Genomic DNA, 20,255 nt, shown 5'->3' with positions numbered 1-20,255 from the left:
CCCATGTCATGGTTCATCCTCGTCGGCGCCGGCATGCTGGAGGCGGTCTGGGCGACAGCCCTGGGCGCCTCGCGCGGACTGCGGCGCCCGCTGCCCACCGTCACCTTCGTCGTCGCCCTCGTCCTCAGCATGGCCGGTCTCGCCCGCGCCATGACCAACATCCCGACGGGGACCGCCTACGCGGTGTGGGTCGGGATCGGTGCCACGCTGACCGTGCTGCTCGGGATGGTCCGGGGGACCGAACGCCCCACCGTCACCCGCAGCCTGCTGCTGGTCGTGCTGATCGGCTCGATCGTCGGTCTGAAGGCGGTCAGCTGACGTGCCGTGGATCATCCTGCTGGCAAGTGCCGCGTTCGAGGCCGTCTGGGCGACCGCCCTCGGCCGCTCCGACGGTCTTTCCCGCCCGCTCCCGACCCTCGTCTTCCTGGTGGCCCTGACCGCCAGCATGCTCGGTCTCGCCCGGGCGACCCGCCACATCCCGATCGGCACCGCGTACGCCGTCTGGGTCGGGGTCGGAGCCGCACTGACCGTCGGTTGGGCCATGGTGACCGGCGCCGAGGCGGTCTCCCCCGCCCGGCTGGTCTTCCTCGGCGGCATCGTCGCGGCCGTGGTCGGCCTGAAGCTGGTGCCGGGCACCCCGTCGGGGACGACACCGGGCGACTGACGGCCCCGAACGTGTCGCGGCGCTACGTCGTCGCAGACGCCCCGTTCCCGTCGAAGCCCTGATCCTGCGGGCCCTTCCTGTCGGCGCCCTTGCCGTTGGAGCCCTTGTCGTTGGAGCCCTTCCCACTGGGCCCGTTCCCGTTGGCACCCTGCCCGTCGGCCCCTTTTCCCTTGGCACCCTTGCCGTTGCTCCTTTTCCCGTTGGAGCCCTGCCCGGTGGAGCCGGTGTCGGGCGAGCCTGCCGTGGCGATGCGCCCCACCGGCCCGGCCAGCACCGCGACGGCGACCACGGTGACCATGGCGCCGAGCAGCAGCGCCGAGTCCTCCCCCGGCGCGAGCACCCCGAGGTTCGTGCCGAGGGTGGCGGCGGCGACCGGCACGCCCATCTGGGCAGCGGTCATCACGGCCACGGGCAGTGGCTGGCCGGTCAGTGCCATCGCGCCGTGGACGACCAACGCCCCCACCCCGAGGGCCAGTCCCAGCCCGATGGCCGCCGGGTGGGAGCCGAGCTGGCGCAGGTCCAGCGAGGCGCCCAGCCAGACGAAGAAGATCGGCGAGAACAGCCCCTCGGTGATGGCGAAGACCTGGTGCGACAGCCGCCGCGGTTGGCCGATCGCCGCGTACGCCAGGCCCAGGGCGAAGCCGGCCAGCATGATCGAGACATGCATGCTGGCAGCGAGCGCGGCCAGGGCGAAGAGCAGGGTGAGCGCCATCCGCAGCTCGATCGCCAGGCTGTGCTCCTGGGAGAGGTCATGGATCGCCTTGCGGCGCCCGGACCGTTCCAGCCAGCGGAGGAAGATGAGGATCACCGCGGCCGCGGCGAGCACGGCCAGCGCCCCGATCCCCGCCCGCATCACATGGGTGGGATCGATGACCAGTGGCAGGAGCACGATGCAGGCCGCATCGGCGAGCGCCACCTGCGGCAGCATCTGCACCATGGCACGGCCATCGAGCGGCACCCCGTTGAGCGCGGGCATCACCATCGAGGCCGACGACGACGCCAACAGGACGCCGTACAGGGCAGCGTGGCCGGTGCCGAACGCCATCGCCAGCCCGGTGCCCAGGAGAGCGGCGAGCGCCCCGATCAGCAGGGCTCGCAGCACGCCGACCCGCAGGCCGGTGCGCAGCGCCGGGTCCCGGACCGGCACGTGCGAGCCGGCCACGAACATCACCAGGCCGAAGCCGATCTCGGCGAGGAAGGAGAAGGTGTGGTCGGCGGGGTGCAGCACCCGCAGGCCGGTGGCACCGAGCAGCAGCCCGACACCGAGCTCGCCGACGACGACCGGCAGGTGCGAGGCCCGGGTGAGGGACAACACCGGCCCGGCCAGCGCCACCAGGCACAGCAGGGCCAGGACGCCGAAACTCATGGTCGGGCGGGATCGACGATGCGGACCGGGATGTCGGTGTTCTCGTCCGTCCAGTAGCTGGCGCACACCCGGTGGTAGCCGTCGGCGATCTGGGCCGGGCGCCCGGCGGGCAGGTCGCCGCGCACCATCAGCACCGGGGAGAGCGGCTTGCCCTCGGCGATCTTGCGCAGGTCGGACGCCACGTGCGGGTTGACGTCGGACAGCAGCTCCAGCCGGGCCGCCCGCAGGATGTCCTTGGCCTTGAAGTGGGCCGGTTGCGCCTCCCGCATCGCGGCGACGGTCAGCCGCGCCACATCCGGATCGGTCAGTAGGGACAGGTACGACTCGGCGGCCGGGTAGTCGTGCTCCTCCGGCTCGAGGATCCACCGCACCGGACGCCCGCCGCCGTCCCCGGCGACCTTCCCGCCCTCCTCCGCCTGCTTCTTCGAAGCATCCGACTTCGCCACGCTGGTCCCTCCTCCGGGGCGTTCCCCCTGTGGGGACGATCCCTTCCAGAGTGGCCCACCCGGCAGACGAACGGAAGCGTACGGGGCCCGTGGCGGCCGGATCCGTCCGCTGTCCGCTGCGGGTGGGGTTCCCCCCGACGGCGGCCCCGGACGTCGTACGCTCAGGGGCATGTCCACCCCTGCCTTCCCTGCGTCTTCGGGTCTGCCTCCCCACCCCCTCTCGCTGGGGGACGTGCTGACCGCCGCCTTCCGGTTCTACGGGCGGCGCTTCGGCCAACTGATCGTCATCGCCCTGATCCCGACCCTGGTCTCGCTGGTGACCGCCGCCATCGCGATCGCCTTCATCGTGGGCGCGGTCATCCGTGTGCTGGCCGGCTCCATGCCGGACGGTGTGCCGTCGTTCGACTCCACCACGATCGGGTTGCTCGTCGGCGGCATCGTGCTGCTGCTCGCGATCTCCGTCATCAGCGCGCTGGTGAAGGTCAAGTGCCAGGGCATGATCGCGCTCGCCGGCCGGGACATCGAGGACGGCCGCACCTCCACGGTCGGTGATCTGTGGCGGCGTACGCGTGGCCTGGCCGGCCGGGCGGTGCTGCTGGTGCTGCTGCTGACGGTGGCGATCCTCGTCATCGCCGCGGTGTTCTTCGGACTGGCGACGGCGATCGTCGACACCGGCAGTTCGGGGCTGGGCGCCCTGGTCGTCGTGCTGACGATCGCTCTGATCGTCGTGGCCATCTTCCTGCAGATCCGCTGGGCCTTCGTCCTGCAGACGCTGGCGATCGACGGCGACGGCCCGATCGCCGCGCTGGGTCGCTCCTGGCGCATCAGCCGTGGCTCGTTCTGGCGGATCTTCGGCTACCTCCTGGTGGCGAACATCCTCGTCGGCATCGCCGCCGGCGCCATCTCGGGCATCAGCCAGGGAATGCTGCTGCCGCGGATGCAGAGCCTGCAGGAGGTCGACAGCGTGAGCGCCATGCTGGCCCAGCTCGCCTCCCTGGCACCGTTCTTCCTGATCAGCACCGTGGGCAGCGAAGTGATCGCCCTGCTGAGCGGGCCGTTCCTGGTGCTCTTCACGACGGTGCTCTACATCGACCAGCGCCGCCGGCTGGGTCTCGAGGCCGTTCCTGCGAGCCCGCAGGAGTGGGGCCCCGGCTACGCGGGCCCCGGGCAGCCGGGTGGTCCCTACCCCGGTGGTCCCTACCCGGGTGGTCCGCACCCCGGTGGTCCCTACCCGGGCGGTCCGTACCCGGGCGGCCAGGATGGTCCGGGCGGCGAGGGCGGCCCGCAGGGACGGGGCTACCCGTACGGCGGCTGACCCGGCCGGCCCACGGCACGGTGAGCGTCGGCACGACGATGGTCTGCACGACGGTCTGCGGCACGCCGCGGACCGCTCCGAGGAATCCTCCTCCATCGCGGCGTGCCGACGTCACCGCCGACAGGTAGCGTTCCCGGCATGGATCGCCCAGTAGCCCTCATCACCGGCGCCAGCCGAGGCATCGGCCGCGGCATCGCGGACGTGCTCGCCGACACCCACCATCTGCTGATCGGCGGCCGCTCCGCCGAGGCGGTCGCGCCGGTGGTCGCCGCGCTGCCCTCCGCGGAACCGTTCGTGGCCGACCTCACCGACGCGGCCTCCACCGCCGCGGCGGTCAGCGGGATCGACCGGCTCGACGTCCTGGTGCACTCGGCCGGCCGCGACGCGCCGCGGCAGCTGGAGGACCTGACCCGTACGGACTGGCGCGACGTGATGGAGCTCAACGTCATCGCCGTCGCCGATCTCACCCGCCTGCTGCTCCCCGCGTTGCGCGCCGCCGGCGGCATGGTGATCATGATCAACTCCGGAGCGGGCCGCCGGGTGACCGGCTCCCCTGCGTACTCGGCGTCCAAGTTCGCCCGGCGGGCGCTCGCCGACGGACTGCGCGAGGACGAGCGCGGACGTGTCCGGGTGACGACGATCTACCCCGGCCGGGTCGACACCGACATGCAGCGCCACCTCCAGGCGGAGGCCGGCCGGGACTACCACCCCGAGGATCACCTGCGGGTCGACTCCGTCGCCGCGGTCGTCCGTACGGCCGTGGACGCATCCCCGGAGGCGACGGTCGAGGAGATCGCCATCCGGCCCGTCACCCGGCGCCTCCAGAACTGACCCGGCCCGGGGCCGACCCGGTCCAGGGCCGGCCTTGGCCGGAGCTGACCTGGTTGGGGCCGACCTCGGCCGGAGCCGGGGACGACCGCACTGCCCCCGGGCGTACGGGCCCAAGGCTCTGGCGCGTCGGCCCCGGCGTGCGGCAGGCTGGTGTCCGCGGGAGGGCCGCCGGACCGGGTCCGACGGGCGGTCCGCCCGCAGCACGGGCACACCCACCCCGGGTACGCCCCTGCCCTCGAGACGCCCCCTCGGACCCGACTCACCGCAGGAGTCACCATGGCCAGTCCTGTCCGCCCCATGCACTTCGAGATCCAGGCCGACGACGTCGACCGGGCGAGGGCCTTCTACACCGAGGTCTTCGGCTGGGCCTTCGTCGACTGGTCGAGCACGACCGACAGCATCTACTGGGGGATCACCACCGGGGAACCGGGCACGGCCGGCATCGACGGCGGGCTGCTGCCGCGCCGGGGCGGCGCCCCGGAGAACGATCAGCCGGTCAACGCGTATGTCGTGACGATGGTCTGCGAGGACTACGACCTCTACGCCGAGCGGATCCTGGCGCACGGCGGCGAGGCCCTCACACCGAAGACCGCGCTCACCGGCATGGCCTGGCAGGGCTACTTCAAGGACACCGAGGGCAACATCTTCGGACTGCACCAGCCCGATCCGAACGCGGCCTGAGCCTGCGGGCAGACGGTCCGCCCGAAGCATGGGGCTCCGGCAGACCGGGACCCCAGCGGACCGGACCCCCGCAGCCTGAGCCCCGGCAGACCGGGACCCCCGCGGCCTGAGGATCCTGGCCGGTCGACGTCAGGCCAGGCCGAGGAACTCCTGCCAGGCCGGCAGTTCCCGTCGCACCTGGGCGAGCCCCTGCTCGTGGGCCGCACGCAGCTTGGCCACGTTGCGCTCCCCGTTGGTGACCGGCATGGTCTCCGGGACGAAGAGCATCGCCCGGCCCTCCCGCTCGAGCTCGAACAGCTCCTCGCGCGTGCTGTTGTAGTGGGCGGGCCGCCGGATCAACGCATCGACGACGGCCGGGGTCCGCCGGAACCAGCGGCCGAAGAGCCGTTCGTTCTTCAGCTGGGGCTTCACGTACGACCGTGGCCGGGTCAGCACGACGAGGAACTTCCGGTAGCCGGCGGCGCGGGCGGCGTCGAGGGCGAAGCCGCCGGTCGGGCCCAGCGCACCGTCGAGGTAGTCGACTCCGTCGATGGTGACCGGAGGCATCAGCACCGGCATCGTCGAGCTGGCCCGGACACGGCGCATCAACGAGGGCAGGTCAGGGGTGTCGTCCTTGCCCCAGTAGACCATCTCGCCGTCGCTCATCCGGAACGAGCCGATCGCCATCCGCGCCGGGTTGGCGCGGTAGGTGGCGAAATCGAAGGGCAGCGCCCGGCCCGGGTAGCAGCTGTCCTCGTAGATGTACCGGGCGTTGAACAGCCCCTTGCCGCGCAGCCAGGTGCCGACGTTGCCCATCTGCGGATCCGCGGCGAACTCGACGAAGGACGTCCGGGCACGTACGGCGTCCCGGGTCAGGTAGTTCACCGTGTTCGAGGCGCCGGCCGAGATGCCCCCGACCCAGTCGACGTGGATGCCCGCCGCCAGCAGCTCGACCACCGCCGCCGAGGTGAAGCTGGCCCGCATGCCGCCACCCTCGAAGATCAACGCGGTGTCGGTGACAGTGCTCGTCATCGTCTCGGTCATCGTCCACCCTCCCCGTCCCGCCGCCCGGCCGGATCCGACCCCAGGGTAATCCGGGGCATGGCGCGCACCCGGCCGCCGGGATCCGACGTGCCACCAGCGGCGGCGTACGACCCTCCTGCCCGCCCCGCTCCCCTGCCCCCTGGCCCCCTGGTACCCGTCCGGTGGCCCCGGCGGGGCCTGACGGCTGTCCGCCCCGGACCCGGGAGACCCCTGATCCGCCCCCGGGAGGGACCCGGGGAGACCGCCCTTGTAACGTGATCTTCGTCATACGTAGTACATGGTCCGTCACCCGTCCGCGGGGAGGACCATCGAAGGGTCGACACTCCCCCACCGAAAACCCCGCCGGTCGAACCTAGTGATGGCGCGTTGCTTGAGATTCATTCGACCTCCGTACGCAAAGATCGGTCGGACCGATTTCCATCCACAGTGGACAAAAAGACTCGGATCCTTGCAGACACGCCGCTTCGACGCAGAGCTATGCGTCAGAACCCCTAGCACACCCTGACCCCCTGGGTTAGGATTGTGTTCGTTCAATGGAACCGACGTCAGACCCGATCCCAGGGAACGAGCGGATCCAAAGACGGCTCCACTGGTCGCACGAGAAAGAGAACCCAGATGGCGAGTTCACCAGCCAGCGACATCGTGAAGGGCTTGGGAGGCGCTGGGAACATCCAGAGCTTCACCCACTGCGCAACACGCCTGCGCTTCCAGCTGAAGGACGGCACGAAGGTCGATTCCAAGGCTGTCGAGGCGATCCCGGCGGTGATGGGGGCAGTCCCGCAGACCGGCGATCGTTTCCAGGTGGTCATCGGCGGCGCCGTGACCCAGATGTTCGAGGACATCCAGAAGCTCCCCGAGATGGCGAAGGTCTCCACCGGCGAGACCTCTGACGCCGATGTCAAGGCCGCGGAACGCGCCAAGGGTCCGCGCGGCAAGTTCGCCTGGCTGGACTCCTTCTTCGAGTTCCTGTCCGACTCGTTCCGTCCGACCATCGGCGCCCTGCTCGGCGCCTCGCTCTTCATCACCTTCATGTCACTGATGAGCACCTTGGGCGTCATCGGCAACTGGGCCGACCCGCGCACCACGCTCCCGGTGTCGTGGCAGTTCGTCAACCTGGCCTGGCAGTGCGTGTTCGTCTTCCTGCCGCTGATGGTGGCCTACAACGCCAGCAAGAAGGTCGGCGCCGACCCGTGGGTCGGTTTCGCCATCATGGCCGTCGTGATGCTGCCGGGCTTCGCCGCCCTGAAGGAAGCCTCGACCCAGATGCAGTTCGCCGGCAGCACCATCAACGTGGTGCAGATCTTCGGCCTGCCGCTGACGATCTTCAACTACAGCTCGCAGGTGTTCCCGCCGCTGCTGATGGCCGGGGTCCTCGGCCCGTTGACCAAGCTGCTGCGCAAGATCATCCCCGAGAACGTCCAGCTGATCTTCGTGCCGTTCCTGTCGATGCTGATCATGATCCCGCTGACCGCCTTCCTGATCGGCCCGCTGGGTGTGTACGCCGGCGCCGGTCTGGCCAACGTCCTGAAGTCCATCAACGACTTCTCCCCGCTGATCTTCGCCATCGTCATCCCGCTGGCGTACCCCTTCATGGTGCCGCTGGGCCTGCACTGGCCGATCAACGCCATCATGCTGCTGAACATCCAGAGCCTCGGCTACGACTTCATCCAGGGCCCGATGGGTTCGTGGAACTTCGCCTGCTTCGGCGCCACCGCCGGTGTCCTCTTCCTGTCCATCCGTGACAAGGACAAGATGATGCGCCAGACCGCCACCGGTGCCCTCGCCGCCGGCCTGCTGGGTGGCATCTCCGAGCCGTCCCTGTACGGCATCCACCTGCGCTACAAGCGGATCTACCCGCGCATGCTGGTCGGCTGCTTCCTGGGTGGCCTGATCACCGGTATCGGCGGCGGCCTGAAGACCAGCGCCTTCGTCTTCACCTCGCTGCTGACCATCCCCGCCTTCAACAACATCGGCCTGTACGCCCTGTCGATCGGTGTCGCGTTCTTCACCGCGATGATCCTGGTGATCATCTCCGACTACCGGACTCCTGAGCAGAAGGCCCAGGCCGCCGCGATCCGTGAGGCCGAGGCGACCATCCACGAGGCCGCCGTCGAGGCCGCTGCCGTGCAGACCCCGGCCGTCGAGGCCGCCACCGCCGGTGGCCGCCCGATCAAGCCGGCCATGCGGCCCGGTGCGATCACCCAGATCGGCTCCCCGCTGGACGGCACCGTGATGCCACTGGAGCAGATCCCCGATCCGGTCTTCAGCCGCGGCACCGTCGGTGCGGGCGTCGGCATCCTGCCCATCGGCGACACCGTGGTGTCCCCCGCCCCCGGCAAGATCCTCGTCGCCCACGAGACCGGTCACGCCTTCGGCATCCGGCTCGACAGCGGCATCGAACTGCTGATCCACGTCGGCATCGACACGGTCAACATGGAGGGCCGCGGCTTCGACGTCAAGGTGAAGACCGGCGACCGGGTCGAGGCGGGCACCCCGCTCGTCACCTTCGACCGCAAGGTCATCGAGGAGGAGGGCTACTCGCTGGTGACCCCCGTCCTGGTCACCAACGGCAAGAAGTTCGGCCCCATCGCGCAGGCCATCTCCGGTGAGGTGACCATCGGCACCCCGGTGATCATCGTCAACGCGAAGGCCCCCGAACCCACCGACGAGACGGCGCCGGCCACCGTCGGCGTCGCGGCGGAGTGACCCCCGCCCCTCACCACGAGGAGTGACCCCACTCCTGCGCACAGATGTCGTCCCCCGGACCACCCGGTCCGGGGGACGACGTCTGTGCAGGGCGCCGCACTAGGCTGCCGGCATGGACGTACGGCTCCGCTGGACCGAGGTCGCCACGCCGTTCGGCGGGTTCGTCGTGGCGTGGACCGGCGACGAGGTCCCGGTCGTTCGAGCAGCCGGCTTCGCCCCGGCGCCGGAGCTGTTGGCGGGCCTGCTCCGCCCCGTCCGCTCCCCCGCCGGGGCGGTCGGCCCCGAGTGGGCTGCACCGGTCCGGGACGACGGCGCGGGGATCGTACGCTCCGCGGTGCTCGCCCACCTCGACGGCGACCGGACCGCGTACGACGACCTGCACGTCGACCAGCCCGGATCGGACTTCCACCGGGCCTGCTGGGAGGTGATCCGGGCCACCCGGTACGGCCAGCGGATCAGCTACGGCGAGGTGGCCCGCGCGGCCGGAGCGCCACGCGGCGCCCGTGCTGCGGCCAATGCCTGCGCGGCCACCGCGATCTCGTGGATCATCCCGGTCCACCGGGTGATCATGGCCGACGGGTCCCTCGGCGGGTACGGCGGGCGGGAGGACCTCAAGGAGACGCTGCTCGACTGGGAGGCCTCACTGCTCTGACGGCCGGCCGCGTACTGGTGAGGCAGCGGTCCGCGACGCATGATGGGGACAGATGTTCCGCCGGGCGCCGGTCCGGCAGGACCAGAGAGGCTCCCGTGACCGTCTTCGAGCACACCGCGACCTACCCGCACCCCCGGGACGAGGTGTTCGCCTGGCACGAGCGCCCGGGCGCCTTCGTCCGCCTCAGCCCACCCGGCTCGATCGTCACGGTCGACGGCCCCAGTGACGGCATCCGGGCCGGCTCGCGCCGTCTGCTGCGGATCTCCTCCCCCGTCCTCACTGCCCTGTGGCCGGGCCGGACCATGCCCAGCTCGGTGCGGTCGGCCCCCGGCCTGCACTGGCTGGTGGAGCACACGGCGTACGAGCAGGGGGTGCTCTTCGTCGACGAGCAGGTCAGCGGCCCGCTGCGCAGCTGGCGGCACGAGCACCTCTTCGAGGATGCCGAGGAGGGCGGCACCCGGATCACCGACCGGGTGACGTACGAGCTGCCCGCCGCCCTGGCCGGCCCGATCGGCGAGAGCCGGATGCACCACCACCTGGCGGGGCTGTTCCGCTTCCGCGAGGAGCAGCTGCGCGCCGACCTGGCCCTGCACGCCGCTCTGTCACGTACGCCGGTCGTGGTCGCGGTCTCGGGCGCCTCGGGCACGGTCGGCACCCAGCTGTGCGCCCTGCTGACCACCGGCGGGCACACCGTGCGCCGGCTGGTCCGCCGTCCGCCGCACTCCGCGGACGAGATCGCCTGGGCCCCGGCCCTGGGGGACCTCGATCCGGCGCAGCTCGCCGATGTCGAGGTGGTGGTGAACCTGTCCGGCCACCGCATCGCGGGCCGTTTCACCGCGGCGGCGAAGCACGAGATCCTGTGGTCACGCCTCGACGCGACCACGACCCTCGCCAGGGCGATCGTGGCCGCACACCGGGCCGGGGCGGGGCCCACCGCCCTGGTGCAGGCCAGTGCCATCGGTGTGTACGGGGCCAGGCGGCCGGGTGAGCTGCTGGACGAGGACTCCACCCCCGGTCACGACTTCCTGGCCGACGTGGTGCGGCAGTGGGAGGCGGCCGCCGAGCGGGTCCGGGACGCCGACGTACGGCTGGTGACGCTGCGTACGGGGGTCGTCCTCGACGCCGCGGCCGGTGCGCTGGCGCTGCAGCTGCCGCTCTACCTGGCCGGGGTCGGCGGCAGGCTCACCCGGCCCCAGGCGGTGCTGAGCTGGATCGGTCTGGACGACCTGGCCCGGGTCTACGCCCGGGCGATCCTGGACCCGACCTGGTCCGGGACGGTCAATGCGGTCGCCCCCCAGCCGGTCACCGCGGGGGCGTTCGCGACCCGGCTCGGCCGGGTGCTGCACCGGCCCTCCCTCATCCCCACCCCGGCGTTCGGGCCGCGGCTCGTCCTCGGCCGGAACGGTGCCGCGGAGCTGGTGCACACCGATCAGCGGGTGTCGTCGGCCAGGCTCGAGGCCACCGGGTTCCGCTTCGCCCAGCCGGATCTGGACTCGGCGCTGCGGCACGCCCTGGCGCGCTGATCGCCCTGACCGCTGATCGCCCTGACCGCTGGCGCGCTGACCGCTGGCGCCCTGGCCGCGCTGCCCGCTCGAGGAGCCTAGGCTCCGGTCGGCTTCGTCCGGGCGGGTCGCGCCGCCCTGGCCTGCGCCTTCAGCTCCTTCTTGACGGCGCGGACCTCGGCGAGGGAGCGTGCGTCCACCACGTCGGCGATGGACCGCCGGCTGCCCTCGACGCCGTAGTCGCCGGCAGCCTCCCGCCAACCGGGCGCCTGCACGCCGAGCTGCTTGCCGAGCAGGGCAAGGAAGATCTTCGCCTTCTGCTCGCCGAAGCCCGGCAGCCGCTTGAGCCGGCGCAGGACCTCGGCCCCGTCGGGGTCGCCCTCGGTCCAGATCGCCTCCGTGCGGCCGCCGTACGTCGCGACGACCGCGGCGGCCAGTGCCTGGACCCGCTCGGCCATCGACCGCGGGAAGCGGTGCACCGCGGGGCGCTCGGAGAAGGCGGTGACGAACGCCTCGGGGTCCATCGCCGCGATCGCGCCGGGATCGACGGTCCCCAGCCGCTCGAGCAGCTTGGCCGGCCCCGCGAAGGCGACTTCCATCGGCACCTGTTGGTCGAGGAGCATGCCGGTGAGCAGGGCGAAGGGCTCACGGCTGAGCAGCGCGTCGACCTGCTCGTCGCCGACGAGGTGGAGCGTGGGCGTCATGCGGTCATCGTGTCACGGTCCGGGCGGTCGTGCTGCGGACCGTCGGCCCCGGCACCGTCCCGGCGCGAGCGGAGCAGCACCCACAGGGCGGCGAGCGTGGCGATGCCGGTCGCGACGGCGCCTGCCCCGAGCGTGGCCCGGGCGCCGAACTGGGCGCCGACCCAGCCGATCAACGGGGCGCCGACGGGCGTGCCGCCCATGAACACCATCATGTAGAGGGCCATCACCCGGCCCCGCATGGCGGGGTCGACGGAGAGCTGGATGGTCGCATTGGCGCTGGTCATCACGGTCAGCGAGGTCACCCCGACCAGGACCAGCAGCCCCAGGTACACCGCGTACGAGGGGGCCACGGTCAGGCCCGCCATCCCGACGGTGAAGCCGCCCAGGGCACCGACCAGGACCATCATCCGGGGCCGCTTGCGCGAGGCGGCCATCAGGGCCGCGCCCAGCGTGCCGACGCCCATCAGGGTGCCCATCAGGCCGTACTCCGCCGGGCCGACATGGAACACCTGGGTGGCCATCAGCGCGTTGGTGACCTGGAAGTTGAGCCCGAAGGTGCCGAGCATGAACACCATGAACATCACCAGCAGGATGTCCGGGCGCCGGCGGACGTACGCCAGGCCCTCCCGGACCGAGCCCCGACCGTTGGTCCGGGGCGCCCGGTGCAGGTCGGCCGGGTCCATCGCGACGAGGGCGATCAGGGTCGCGGCGTAGCTGATCGCGTTGACCAGGATCGCCGGGCCGACACCCCAGACACCGATCATCAGACCGGCCAGTCCCGGGCCGAGCAGCCGCGAGGCGTTGAAGGTGGTGGCGTTGAGGCCGACGGCGTTGACCAGGTAGGCCTCCGGGACCAGCTCGGAGACGAACGCCTGCCGGGCCGGGTTGTCGAACGCGGCGACCACACCACCGAGGGTGGCCAGCAGGTAGACGTGCCACAGCTGCACCGTGCCGGTCAGCACCAGCAGCGCCTGGACCAGGGCGACCAGCCCGGCGGCCGTCTGGGTGACCATCAGCAGCTTGCGCTGGTCGAACCGGTCGGCGATCGCGCCGCCGTACGCCGACAGCAGCAGGATCGGCAGGAACTGCAGACCGGTGATGGTGCCCAGCGCGAGCGAGGAGTGCTGGGTCAGCTGGGTCAGCACCAGCCAGTCCTGGGCGACCCGGAACATCCACAGGCCGATGTTGGACAGCAGCATGCCGAAGAAGAACAACCGATAGTTGCGCAGGTGCAGGGACGCGAAGATGCCGTGTGGGGTCGCGCTGACCGTACGCCGGGCACCGACGGACCCGAGGGGACGGGGACTCGCCTGGGTGCGGCTCACTGGCCCAACACCTCCTGCAGCACGGCGGTGGCCGCCGCGAGGGTGTCGCGCTGGTCGTCGGACAGTTCCGAGAGGCGCTGCATCATCCAGGTGTCACGGGCATTGATCGTCCGCTCGACCACGGCCTCCCCCTCCGGGGTGAGGTGCAGCAGGCGCTGGCGGCCGTCCTGGGGGTTGCCGACCTTCTCGACCAGCCCGCGCTCGCACAGGCAGTTGACCGTACGGGTCATGCTCGGCGGGCTCACCCGTTCGGCGTCGGCCAGCTCTCCTGGCGTCCACGGACGGTGCCGCAGCTTCACCAGCACACTGAACTGGTGCGGCGCCACGTCGGCACTGCTCTCGAACCGGACCCGTCGGCTGACCTGCTGGCAGACCATCCGCACGTCGTTCGCCAGCCCCAGCAGGGCCTCGGTGTCAGTCGGCTCGGTCTTGATCGACGCGGTGCCGATCGAAACCTTGCCGATCGAAACCTTGTCGACCGACGCCGTGTCGATCGCCTCGGTGTCGGTCATCGTCACGTCCTTCGCCGCTGTGGGTGTCGCTCGCCCGGTGAGAGCTGTCCTCGTGACTGTCGTTTCCTTGCCTCCATCCGTCCCGGGCCGACGTCCGCCGGCTCCGGTCTGCCGTGCCGGTCCCTGCGGACCGCCCAGCTATGGTTAGCATAGTTCATTACCTCAGCTAATCAAATGTTTGATCGTTGCCCGCTGTGCGATCGTTGCCCACTGGCAGACTTGGCCTCATGTCCCGCTCCGTGATCCGTCCGGCGACGCTCGAGGACGCCCCCGTCCTGGCGGCGCTCTACCGCCGCAACCGCACCTTCCTCCAGCCGTGGGAACCCCGGCGCGAGGAGTCCTGGTACACCGTGCCCGGTCAGCAGGCCTTCCTGGCGGAGGCACTACGGGAGCGGGAGGCCGGGCTGGCGGCACCGTTCCTCATCCTCGACGACGACGAACCGGTCGGCCGGATCACCGTCTCGCGGATCACCCGCGGCGCCTTCCTGTCCGGCGGGCTCGGCTACTGGGTGTCGCTGGACCACACCGGCAGGGGTCTGGCCACCGTCGCGGTGGCGGCGGTCAAGGCGTACGCCTTCGGGGAGCTGGGACTGCACCGGCTGGAGGCCGCGACCCTCCCGCACAACATCGCCTCCCAGCATGTGCTGGTCGCCAACGGGTTCGTCCGGATCGGCCGGGCACCCGGCTATCTGCGGATCAACGGGCGCTGGCAGGACCACGTCCTGTTCCAGGTGCTGGCCGCCTGACCGCGCCCCACCGCTCCCTCGCCCCGCACGCCTCGTCCCGTACGCCTCGCAGGTCTCGTCCCGCAGGCTCGTCCGGCGGACCGTCCCGGCCACCACCGCGGCCACACCGGCGATCATTCCCCTGGCTGCAACGGCGACCATTAGAATGCGCCCCCGGCAACCATTAGAGTGAGGCACGTGCCGGCCCTGCTGACGAGGTCGCGTGCACCGAGAAGCGTCGTGGCACTCCCGCCCTGACGCGGCATGACACGGAAGGACCATCATGACCGAGTTCGAGATGGGCGCCACCAAGACCCGCGACCCCAAGTTGGTCAAGCAGGCCGCCACCATCTGGGCCGAAGCCACTGCACACCGCGATCTCGTCGACGCGAGCGACGTGAAGATCAACGATTCCATCCCGCTGATCGAGGAGGTCCTGGCGGCCTCCGGGCACTCCTTCCTGCTGGCGATCGCCAACGAGGAGGAGGGCGTGGTGTCCTTCGCCGCCGTCGAGCCGGAGCGGGAGGCCACCGCGGCGAACCGGGGCGAGCTGCGCTTCCTCGGCGTCGCCCCCGAGCACTGGGGCGAGGGCTGGGCCCGCCGCCTGCTGATCGCCCTGCCCGAAGCCTGCCGTGAGGAGGGCTTCACCGACATCATCCTGTGGGTGTACGCCGACAACACCCGCGCCATCTGGGTGTACGAGGCGATGGGCTGGAACGCCACCGGCCGCACCCGCAAGCACGAGGTCACCGGCCGCTTGGAGGCCGAGTACCGGATCAAGCTGAGCTGACCCCGCCCGGGTCACTCCCCGCGGTGCGGACGTACGGCGCCACTACTGTGGTCCGTATGCCCGCACCGCTGCATGATCCGACCCACCACGGCTTCGCCTCCGACAACATCTCCGGCGCCCATCCGGAAGTGATCGAGGCGATCGTCGCCGCGAACAACGGCCACGTGGTGAGCTACGGCGAGGATCCGTACACCGCACGGCTCCAGCAGGTGCTCCGGGGTCACTTCGGGGAACAGGCGACCGCCTACCCGGTCTTCACCGGCACCGGGGCCAACATCATGTCGCTGGCGATGCTGACCGACCGCTGGGACGCCGTGATCTGCGCCGGGACGGCCCACATCCACGTAGACGAGTGCGGTGCACCGGAGAAGCTGGCCGGCATCAAGACGCTGACCGTGGACGCCCCGGACGGCAAACTCACCCCGGCGCTGGTGGCCCGGCGAGCGCACGGCTTCGGCGTCGAGCACCACGCCCAGCCCAAGGTGGTCAGCGTCGCGCAGTGCACCGAGCTGGGCACCGTCTACACCCCCGACGAGCTGCGCGCCCTCGCCGACCAGGCGCACGGGCTGGGGATGTACCTGCACCTCGACGGCTCGCGGCTGGCCAACGCGGCGGTCAGCCTGGGCTGCGGCCTGGGCGACATCACCACCGCGGTCGGCGCCGATGTCATCAGCCTGGGCGGCACCAAGAACGGGCTGATCGGGGCCGAAGCGGTCGTCGTGCTCAACCCCGAGGCGGTCCGCGGGCCGCTCTACGTCCGCAAGCTGCTCACCCAGCTGCCGAGCAAGATGCGCTTCGTCTCCGCCCAGCTCCTCGCCCTGTACGAGGGTGACCTGTGGCAGCGCTCGGCCGGACGGGCCAATGCGATGGCGGCCCGGCTCGCCGCGGGCGTCCGCGACCTGCCCGGGGTCCGCATCACCCAGTCGGTCGATTCCGACGCGGTCTTCGCGATCGTCCCCCGGGCGGCAGCGGAACGGCTCCGGGAGCGGTTCTTCTTCTACGACTGGGACGAGGCCACCGGCGAGGTGCGCTGGATGTGCACCTTCGACACCACCGAGGCCGACGTCGACGCCTTCGTGGCGACGCTGCGCCAGGCGCTGGCGTCGACGAGCACGCCGGCCTGACCCGGCCGGGCGGCCTGCGGGACCACCGCGCGGACCGACACCCCGGCACGCCACCGCGGGCTGTCGGCGGGTCGCGCTACCCTCGCTGCAGCAGAGGCAGGAGGAGCGATGGGCACCGGACCCGACTGGACGACGTGGGAGCGCAGCGAGTGGACGCGTTGGCACCGGACACGTGAGAAGGGCCTGCGCGCACCGTACGGCTGGCTGTCGCTCACCGCGCTGCACTGGCTGGATGAGGACCCCCGACACCTCGACGGGTTCCCCGGCCTGTGGTCCGGGGACGAGGCCGAGGTCCGGGTCGAGCTCACCGCCGAGGACGGCGTGCTGCGCCGCGAGGAGCCGGTCACCGGGACGATCGAGATCCCGCTGGAGGAGGACGAGTCCGATCTGTCGTTCATCCACGACGGCATCATGGCCGAGGCAGGGATCCGTGGCGGGCGCCCGATGGTGCGCCTGCGCGACCCGCAGGCGCCCACCCGCACCGGATTCACCGGCGTCCCCACGTACGACTGGGACCCGGGCTGGATCGTCCGGGCGCACTTCGAGCAGTTCACCGGCGACCTGGTCCGGGAGGTGCAGACGGCCCGACCCGATGTCAGCCAGCCGATGACGTTCTGGGGCGAGGTGTCCTTCACCCGCGACAACGAGGACGTCCGACTGCTGGTCAGTGGCGGCCACGGCGACGCGTACGTCGTCTTCCACGACCCCACCAACGGCCTCGACACCGCCGACTGGCGCTTCGTCATGTTGGGCGAGGTCGACCCTGCGGGCGGCACCACGCTGGACTTCAACCGGTCGCTGAACTTCCCCGCGGCCTTCGTGGCGTCGTACGCCACCTGCCCGCGGCCGGTGGGCGAGAACGTGATCCCCTTCCCGGTGACCGCCGGCGAGCAGCGCCCGACCACCGACTGAGCCGACGACCGGCCATCAGCCGACGTACCGCACATCAGCCGACGTACCGCACATCGGCCGACGTTCGCCGATTTCGACGCCCGTCCTCTGTCAGCCAGGTCGAGGAAGATCGTCAGCCGTGAGAATCGTCGGCCAACGCGGCACCACCGCCCCACCCTCGCCACCCCATCAGGACCAACGCGGCACCACCGCCCCGCCCTCGCCGCCCGACTCTCGCCACCCCATCAGGACCAACGCGCCACCGTCGGGCGCGGCACGCCGTCGTCGGGGCCGCCACCGGTGACGTACCCTCGAGCCGTGCTCGACCGGATCGTCCCCCTGGTGTCCTCCCGGCCGTGGCTCGTCCTCACCGGGGCCGGGATGAGCACGGCCTCCGGCATCCCGGACTACCGCGACCCGGACGGCACGCGCCGGATCCAGCCGATGCGGATCGACGAGTTCCGCGCCTCGGCCGAGGCCCGACGGCGCTATTGGGCGCGGTCCTACGTCGGCTGGCAGAACCTGCGCCGGGCCCGGCCCAACCCTGCCCACCTGGCGCTGACGTCGCTGCAGCGCGCCGGGGTGACCGGGGCGGTGATCACCCAGAACGTCGACGGCCTGCACCAGAGCGCCGGCACCGGGGCGGTGACCGAGCTGCACGGTTCACTCGCCCGGGTGGTCTGCGAGGCCTGCGGGGAGGTCAGCTCCCGCAGCGCCCTCGATGCCCGGATGGCGGCGGCGAACCCGGGCTTCGTCGGGCGCGGCACGCAGATCCGGCCGGACGGTGACGCGGTGCTCTCGGCCATGCAGGTGGACGGGTTCCGGGCACCGCTGTGCACCCGCTGCTCGGCTGACCGGCTGCGCCCCGACGTGGTGTTCTTCGGCGACGTCGTACCGCGGGCGACGGTGGAGCACTGCTTCGACCTGGTCGAGCGCGCCGAGGGCCTGCTGGTTCTCGGCTCCTCGCTGCAGGTGATGAGCGGCCTGCGGTTCGTCCGGCGGGCGGCGAAGCGGCACCTGCCGATCGTGGTCGTCACCCGCGGCCGGACCCGCGCCGACGACCTGGTCACCCTCAAGTGGGAGGCACCGCTGCAGGAGGCGCTGCCGGCGCTGGCCGGCCGGCTGATCGGCGACAGTGCGCCGACCGGAGACGTACGTTCCACCGGAGACGTACGAGCCACTGGCGACGTACGAGCCACTGGCGACGAACGAGCAACGGGAACCGTACGAGCCGCGGAAGACGGACGGTCCGCCCGGGTGAGCATCGGCGGCTGACCATACCACCCAGCCTACAGGTCGACTTATGGGTGACTTTGATAAAACTTATTTCATGTTGTACTGTCCATGCTCGTGAGCCACACCGAACTCGATCCCACCCCGGCACACCCGACGTCGCCACGGTCCGCTGACCCGTCCGGCCCCACCCCGACCGACCGGGTCACCACCCCTGACCGGGTCACCGCCCCTGACCGGGCCACCCCCGCCGACCGGTCCGTCGCCGGCACCCTGCCCGAGCAGCGCACGAAGCGCTTCCACCTGTCCTTCAGCGCCCAGGTGCTGATCGGCCTGGCCCTGGGCATCGTCCTGGGCCTGGTCGCCCTGCGTCTCGGCCCGGCCGGCCACGCCGCCGACGGCACGGCGATCCCGAACTGGCTCACCGCGACGTTGAAGATGATCGGCACCATCTTCGTCACCCTGCTGAAGGCCGTCGTCCCGCCGCTGATCTTCCTGGCCATCGTCTCCTCGATCGCCCACCTGCGGGAGGTCGCGAACGCGACCCGGCTGGCCGTCCAGACCCTCATCTGGTTCGCGATCACCGCACTGATCGCAGTCCTGATCGGCATCGGTCTGGGTGTCCTCACCACCCCGGGCGGCCACACCAGCGTGGCCGCCGGCGCCGCGAAGGTCTCCTCGACCCAGGGCACCTGGCTCGACTTCCTCAACGGCCTGGTCCCGCAGAACTTCCTCGGCCTGGAGGTGTCCACCCACGGCACCAGCACCGCGCTGAGCTTCAACGCCCTGCAGATCCTGGTGATCGCGATCGTCGTCGGCGCCGCCACCCTGCGCGCCGGCCGGAAGGCCGAGCCGTTCCTCGGCTTCGTCAACTCGGCCTTCACGATCGTCCAGCGGGTGCTGTGGTGGATCATCCGGCTCGCCCCGATCGGCACCGTCGGCCTGCTCGGCTACGCGGTCGCCTCGTACGGCTGGGGCACCGTCGGCTCCCTCGGCGTCTTCGTCCTCGACGTGATCCTCGGCTGCCTGATCGTCGGGTTCGTGGTCTACCCGCTCATCCTGCGGAGCCACGGGCTGGCGGTCGGCCCCTTCTTCCGCGGCGTGTGGCCCGCCACCCAGCTCGCCTTCGTCTCCCGGTCCTCGCTCGGCACGATGCCGGTGACCCGGGAGGTGACGATCAAGAGCCTGGGCGTGCCGTCCTCGTACGCCTCGTTCGCGGTGCCGCTCGGCTCGACCACCAAGATGGACGGCTGCGCCGCGATCTACCCGGCACTGGCCTCGATCTTCGTGGCGAACTTCTTCCACGTGCCGCTCACGCTGGCCGACTACCTGCTGATCGTGCTGGTCGCCGTGCTCGGGTCGGCCGCCACCGCCGGGATGACCGGCGCGACGGTGATGCTGACCCTGACCCTGTCGACCCTGGGCCTGCCGCTGGAGGGCGTCGGCCTGCTGATGGCCATCGACCCGATCATCGACATGGTCCGCACCGCACTCAACGTGACCGGCCAGGCCCTGGTCCCGGTCATCGTGGCGAAGCGCGAGGGCATCCTCGACCGGGCGACGTACGACGCGCCCACGAAGGAACTGACCCTGGCCACCGCCTGACCGTCGACCGACGACCGACGCCGGGTCATCGGAGCCTCGGCCGACGTCAGGTCCGCGCTCGGCCGACGCCGGGGCGTCAGAGCCTCACACCACGGCCGCCCGCCCGGCCGGGCCCCCAGTTACCCACCCCGCCGGCGGCCGGCCCGGTTACCCCCGGACC

19 protein-coding genes and 1 pseudogene are annotated in these 20,255 nt (G+C 71.3%); 14 read left to right on the top strand and 6 right to left on the bottom strand.

What is annotated here, in order from left to right:
* Nucleotides 1-3: 3 nt before the first annotated feature.
* Nucleotides 4-318: a multidrug efflux SMR transporter gene (locus tag VB059_RS01225; protein ID WP_323420198.1), complete on the top strand. Its 315-nt coding sequence runs from the start codon at nucleotides 4-6 to the stop codon at nucleotides 316-318.
* A 1-nt stretch (nucleotide 319) separates the two neighbouring features.
* Entirely contained in the window at nucleotides 320-664 is a 345-nt protein-coding gene (locus VB059_RS01220) for a multidrug efflux SMR transporter (RefSeq protein WP_323420197.1), read from the top strand.
* 22 nt (nucleotides 665-686) lie between these two features.
* On the opposite strand, the gene VB059_RS01215 is transcribed toward VB059_RS01220, so the two are convergent.
* Together VB059_RS01215 and VB059_RS01210 are read right to left on the bottom strand one after the other, a co-directional pair.
* A complete protein-coding gene (locus tag VB059_RS01215) occupies nucleotides 687-2,030 on the bottom strand; it encodes a cation:proton antiporter (protein WP_323420196.1) in 1,344 nt (447 codons plus the stop codon).
* The gene (locus VB059_RS01210; RefSeq protein ID WP_323420195.1) at nucleotides 2,027-2,476 is read right to left on the bottom strand and encodes a hypothetical protein; all 450 of its coding nucleotides are present in this window, start codon (nucleotides 2,474-2,476) and stop codon (nucleotides 2,027-2,029) included. Before VB059_RS01210 ends, VB059_RS01215 begins: the two co-directional genes overlap by 4 nt.
* Before the next feature lie 169 nt (nucleotides 2,477-2,645).
* Between VB059_RS01210 and VB059_RS01205 the strand changes: the two genes are divergently transcribed.
* The 3 genes from VB059_RS01205 to VB059_RS01195 all read left to right on the top strand — a co-directional run bounded on the left by VB059_RS01205 (nucleotide 2,646) and on the right by VB059_RS01195 (nucleotide 5,303).
* Complete coding sequence (locus VB059_RS01205; RefSeq protein WP_323420194.1) at nucleotides 2,646-3,791, top strand: hypothetical protein; 1,146 nt, start codon at nucleotides 2,646-2,648, stop codon at nucleotides 3,789-3,791.
* A 138-nt stretch (nucleotides 3,792-3,929) separates the two neighbouring features.
* Nucleotides 3,930-4,622 (top strand): SDR family oxidoreductase, encoded by a 693-nt coding sequence (locus VB059_RS01200; RefSeq protein ID WP_323420193.1) that lies wholly within the window; start codon nucleotides 3,930-3,932, stop codon nucleotides 4,620-4,622.
* 276 nt (nucleotides 4,623-4,898) lie between these two features.
* Nucleotides 4,899-5,303, top strand: a complete 405-nt coding sequence (locus VB059_RS01195; RefSeq protein WP_323420192.1) for a VOC family protein — start codon at nucleotides 4,899-4,901, stop codon at nucleotides 5,301-5,303.
* Nucleotides 5,304-5,432: 129 nt separating this feature from the next.
* On the opposite strand, the gene VB059_RS01190 is transcribed toward VB059_RS01195, so the two are convergent.
* Nucleotides 5,433-6,314, bottom strand: a complete 882-nt coding sequence (locus VB059_RS01190) for a patatin family protein (protein WP_323420242.1) — start codon at nucleotides 6,312-6,314, stop codon at nucleotides 5,433-5,435.
* Between the two features lie 627 nt (nucleotides 6,315-6,941).
* Here VB059_RS01190 and VB059_RS01185 point away from each other — a divergent pair.
* From VB059_RS01185 to VB059_RS01175, 3 genes and pseudogenes are all read left to right on the top strand, one after another.
* Nucleotides 6,942-8,966 (top strand): annotated as a pseudogene (locus VB059_RS01185) (glucose PTS transporter subunit IIA); the annotation flags it as partial.
* Nucleotides 8,967-9,144: 178 nt separating this feature from the next.
* A complete protein-coding gene (locus VB059_RS01180; protein WP_323420191.1) occupies nucleotides 9,145-9,684 on the top strand; it encodes a methylated-DNA--[protein]-cysteine S-methyltransferase in 540 nt (179 codons plus the stop codon).
* A 95-nt stretch (nucleotides 9,685-9,779) separates the two neighbouring features.
* Nucleotides 9,780-11,207: a TIGR01777 family oxidoreductase gene (locus VB059_RS01175; RefSeq protein ID WP_323420190.1), complete on the top strand. Its 1,428-nt coding sequence runs from the start codon at nucleotides 9,780-9,782 to the stop codon at nucleotides 11,205-11,207.
* Between the two features lie 77 nt (nucleotides 11,208-11,284).
* Here VB059_RS01175 and VB059_RS01170 read toward each other — a convergent pair whose 3' ends face one another.
* Genes VB059_RS01170 through VB059_RS01160 form a run of 3 tightly spaced genes read right to left on the bottom strand, consistent with a single transcriptional unit; the run spans nucleotide 11,285 to nucleotide 13,727 of the window.
* Nucleotides 11,285-11,890, bottom strand: coding sequence for an HhH-GPD-type base excision DNA repair protein (locus tag VB059_RS01170; RefSeq protein WP_323420189.1), 606 nt, complete (start codon nucleotides 11,888-11,890; stop codon nucleotides 11,285-11,287).
* On the bottom strand, nucleotides 11,887-13,215 hold the full coding sequence (locus tag VB059_RS01165; protein ID WP_323420188.1) for an MFS transporter: 1,329 nt from the start codon (nucleotides 13,213-13,215) through the stop codon (nucleotides 11,887-11,889). Before VB059_RS01165 ends, VB059_RS01170 begins: the two co-directional genes overlap by 4 nt.
* On the bottom strand, nucleotides 13,212-13,727 hold the full coding sequence (locus tag VB059_RS01160) for a MarR family transcriptional regulator (protein WP_323420187.1): 516 nt from the start codon (nucleotides 13,725-13,727) through the stop codon (nucleotides 13,212-13,214). The genes VB059_RS01165 and VB059_RS01160 overlap by 4 nt, the downstream gene beginning before the upstream one ends.
* A gap of 227 nt (nucleotides 13,728-13,954) precedes the next feature.
* On the opposite strand from VB059_RS01160, the gene VB059_RS01155 reads away from it, so the two are divergent.
* From VB059_RS01155 to VB059_RS01130, 6 genes are all read left to right on the top strand, one after another.
* Entirely contained in the window at nucleotides 13,955-14,473 is a 519-nt protein-coding gene (locus VB059_RS01155; RefSeq protein ID WP_323420186.1) for a GNAT family N-acetyltransferase, read from the top strand.
* A 262-nt stretch (nucleotides 14,474-14,735) separates the two neighbouring features.
* Complete coding sequence (locus VB059_RS01150; protein ID WP_323420185.1) at nucleotides 14,736-15,242, top strand: GNAT family N-acetyltransferase; 507 nt, start codon at nucleotides 14,736-14,738, stop codon at nucleotides 15,240-15,242.
* A gap of 56 nt (nucleotides 15,243-15,298) precedes the next feature.
* Entirely contained in the window at nucleotides 15,299-16,366 is a 1,068-nt protein-coding gene (locus tag VB059_RS01145) for a threonine aldolase family protein (RefSeq protein WP_323420184.1), read from the top strand.
* 108 nt (nucleotides 16,367-16,474) lie between these two features.
* Nucleotides 16,475-17,278 (top strand): DUF1684 domain-containing protein, encoded by an 804-nt coding sequence (locus VB059_RS01140; protein WP_323420183.1) that lies wholly within the window; start codon nucleotides 16,475-16,477, stop codon nucleotides 17,276-17,278.
* A 297-nt stretch (nucleotides 17,279-17,575) separates the two neighbouring features.
* Complete coding sequence (locus VB059_RS01135; RefSeq protein ID WP_323420182.1) at nucleotides 17,576-18,532, top strand: NAD-dependent protein deacetylase; 957 nt, start codon at nucleotides 17,576-17,578, stop codon at nucleotides 18,530-18,532.
* 75 nt (nucleotides 18,533-18,607) lie between these two features.
* Nucleotides 18,608-20,095 carry a dicarboxylate/amino acid:cation symporter gene (locus VB059_RS01130; protein ID WP_323420181.1) on the top strand — a complete coding sequence of 496 codons (1,488 nt, stop codon included), beginning with the start codon at nucleotides 18,608-18,610 and terminating at the stop codon, nucleotides 20,093-20,095.
* The last annotated feature ends 160 nt before the right edge of the window (nucleotides 20,096-20,255 follow it).

Source organism: Raineyella sp. (genome assembly GCF_034933565.1).
Taxonomy (GTDB): domain Bacteria; phylum Actinomycetota; class Actinomycetes; order Propionibacteriales; family Propionibacteriaceae; genus Raineyella.
Note: the sequence above shows the minus strand (reverse complement) of the source record. Positions and strands in the feature narration are given on the sequence as shown.

Bases quoted from the DNA above. Each gene is read 5' to 3' on its own strand.
- VB059_RS01225 (WP_323420198.1), top strand. From the start codon at position 4: ATGTCATGGTTCATCCTCGTCGGCGCCGGCATGCTGGAGGCGGTCTGG.
- VB059_RS01140 (WP_323420183.1), top strand. From the start codon at position 16,475: ATGGGCACCGGACCCGACTGGACGACGTGGGAGCGCAGCGAGTGGACG.
- VB059_RS01160 (WP_323420187.1), bottom strand. From the start codon at position 13,727: ATGACCGACACCGAGGCGATCGACACGGCGTCGGTCGACAAGGTTTCG.
- VB059_RS01200 (WP_323420193.1), top strand. From the start codon at position 3,930: ATGGATCGCCCAGTAGCCCTCATCACCGGCGCCAGCCGAGGCATCGGC.
- VB059_RS01170 (WP_323420189.1), bottom strand. From the start codon at position 11,890: ATGACGCCCACGCTCCACCTCGTCGGCGACGAGCAGGTCGACGCGCTG.
- VB059_RS01150 (WP_323420185.1), top strand. From the start codon at position 14,736: ATGACCGAGTTCGAGATGGGCGCCACCAAGACCCGCGACCCCAAGTTG.
- VB059_RS01145 (WP_323420184.1), top strand. From the start codon at position 15,299: ATGCCCGCACCGCTGCATGATCCGACCCACCACGGCTTCGCCTCCGAC.
- VB059_RS01195 (WP_323420192.1), top strand. From the start codon at position 4,899: ATGGCCAGTCCTGTCCGCCCCATGCACTTCGAGATCCAGGCCGACGAC.
- VB059_RS01205 (WP_323420194.1), top strand. From the start codon at position 2,646: ATGTCCACCCCTGCCTTCCCTGCGTCTTCGGGTCTGCCTCCCCACCCC.
- VB059_RS01155 (WP_323420186.1), top strand. From the start codon at position 13,955: ATGTCCCGCTCCGTGATCCGTCCGGCGACGCTCGAGGACGCCCCCGTC.
- VB059_RS01180 (WP_323420191.1), top strand. From the start codon at position 9,145: ATGGACGTACGGCTCCGCTGGACCGAGGTCGCCACGCCGTTCGGCGGG.
- VB059_RS01190 (WP_323420242.1), bottom strand. From the start codon at position 6,314: ATGACGAGCACTGTCACCGACACCGCGTTGATCTTCGAGGGTGGCGGC.
- VB059_RS01215 (WP_323420196.1), bottom strand. From the start codon at position 2,030: ATGAGTTTCGGCGTCCTGGCCCTGCTGTGCCTGGTGGCGCTGGCCGGG.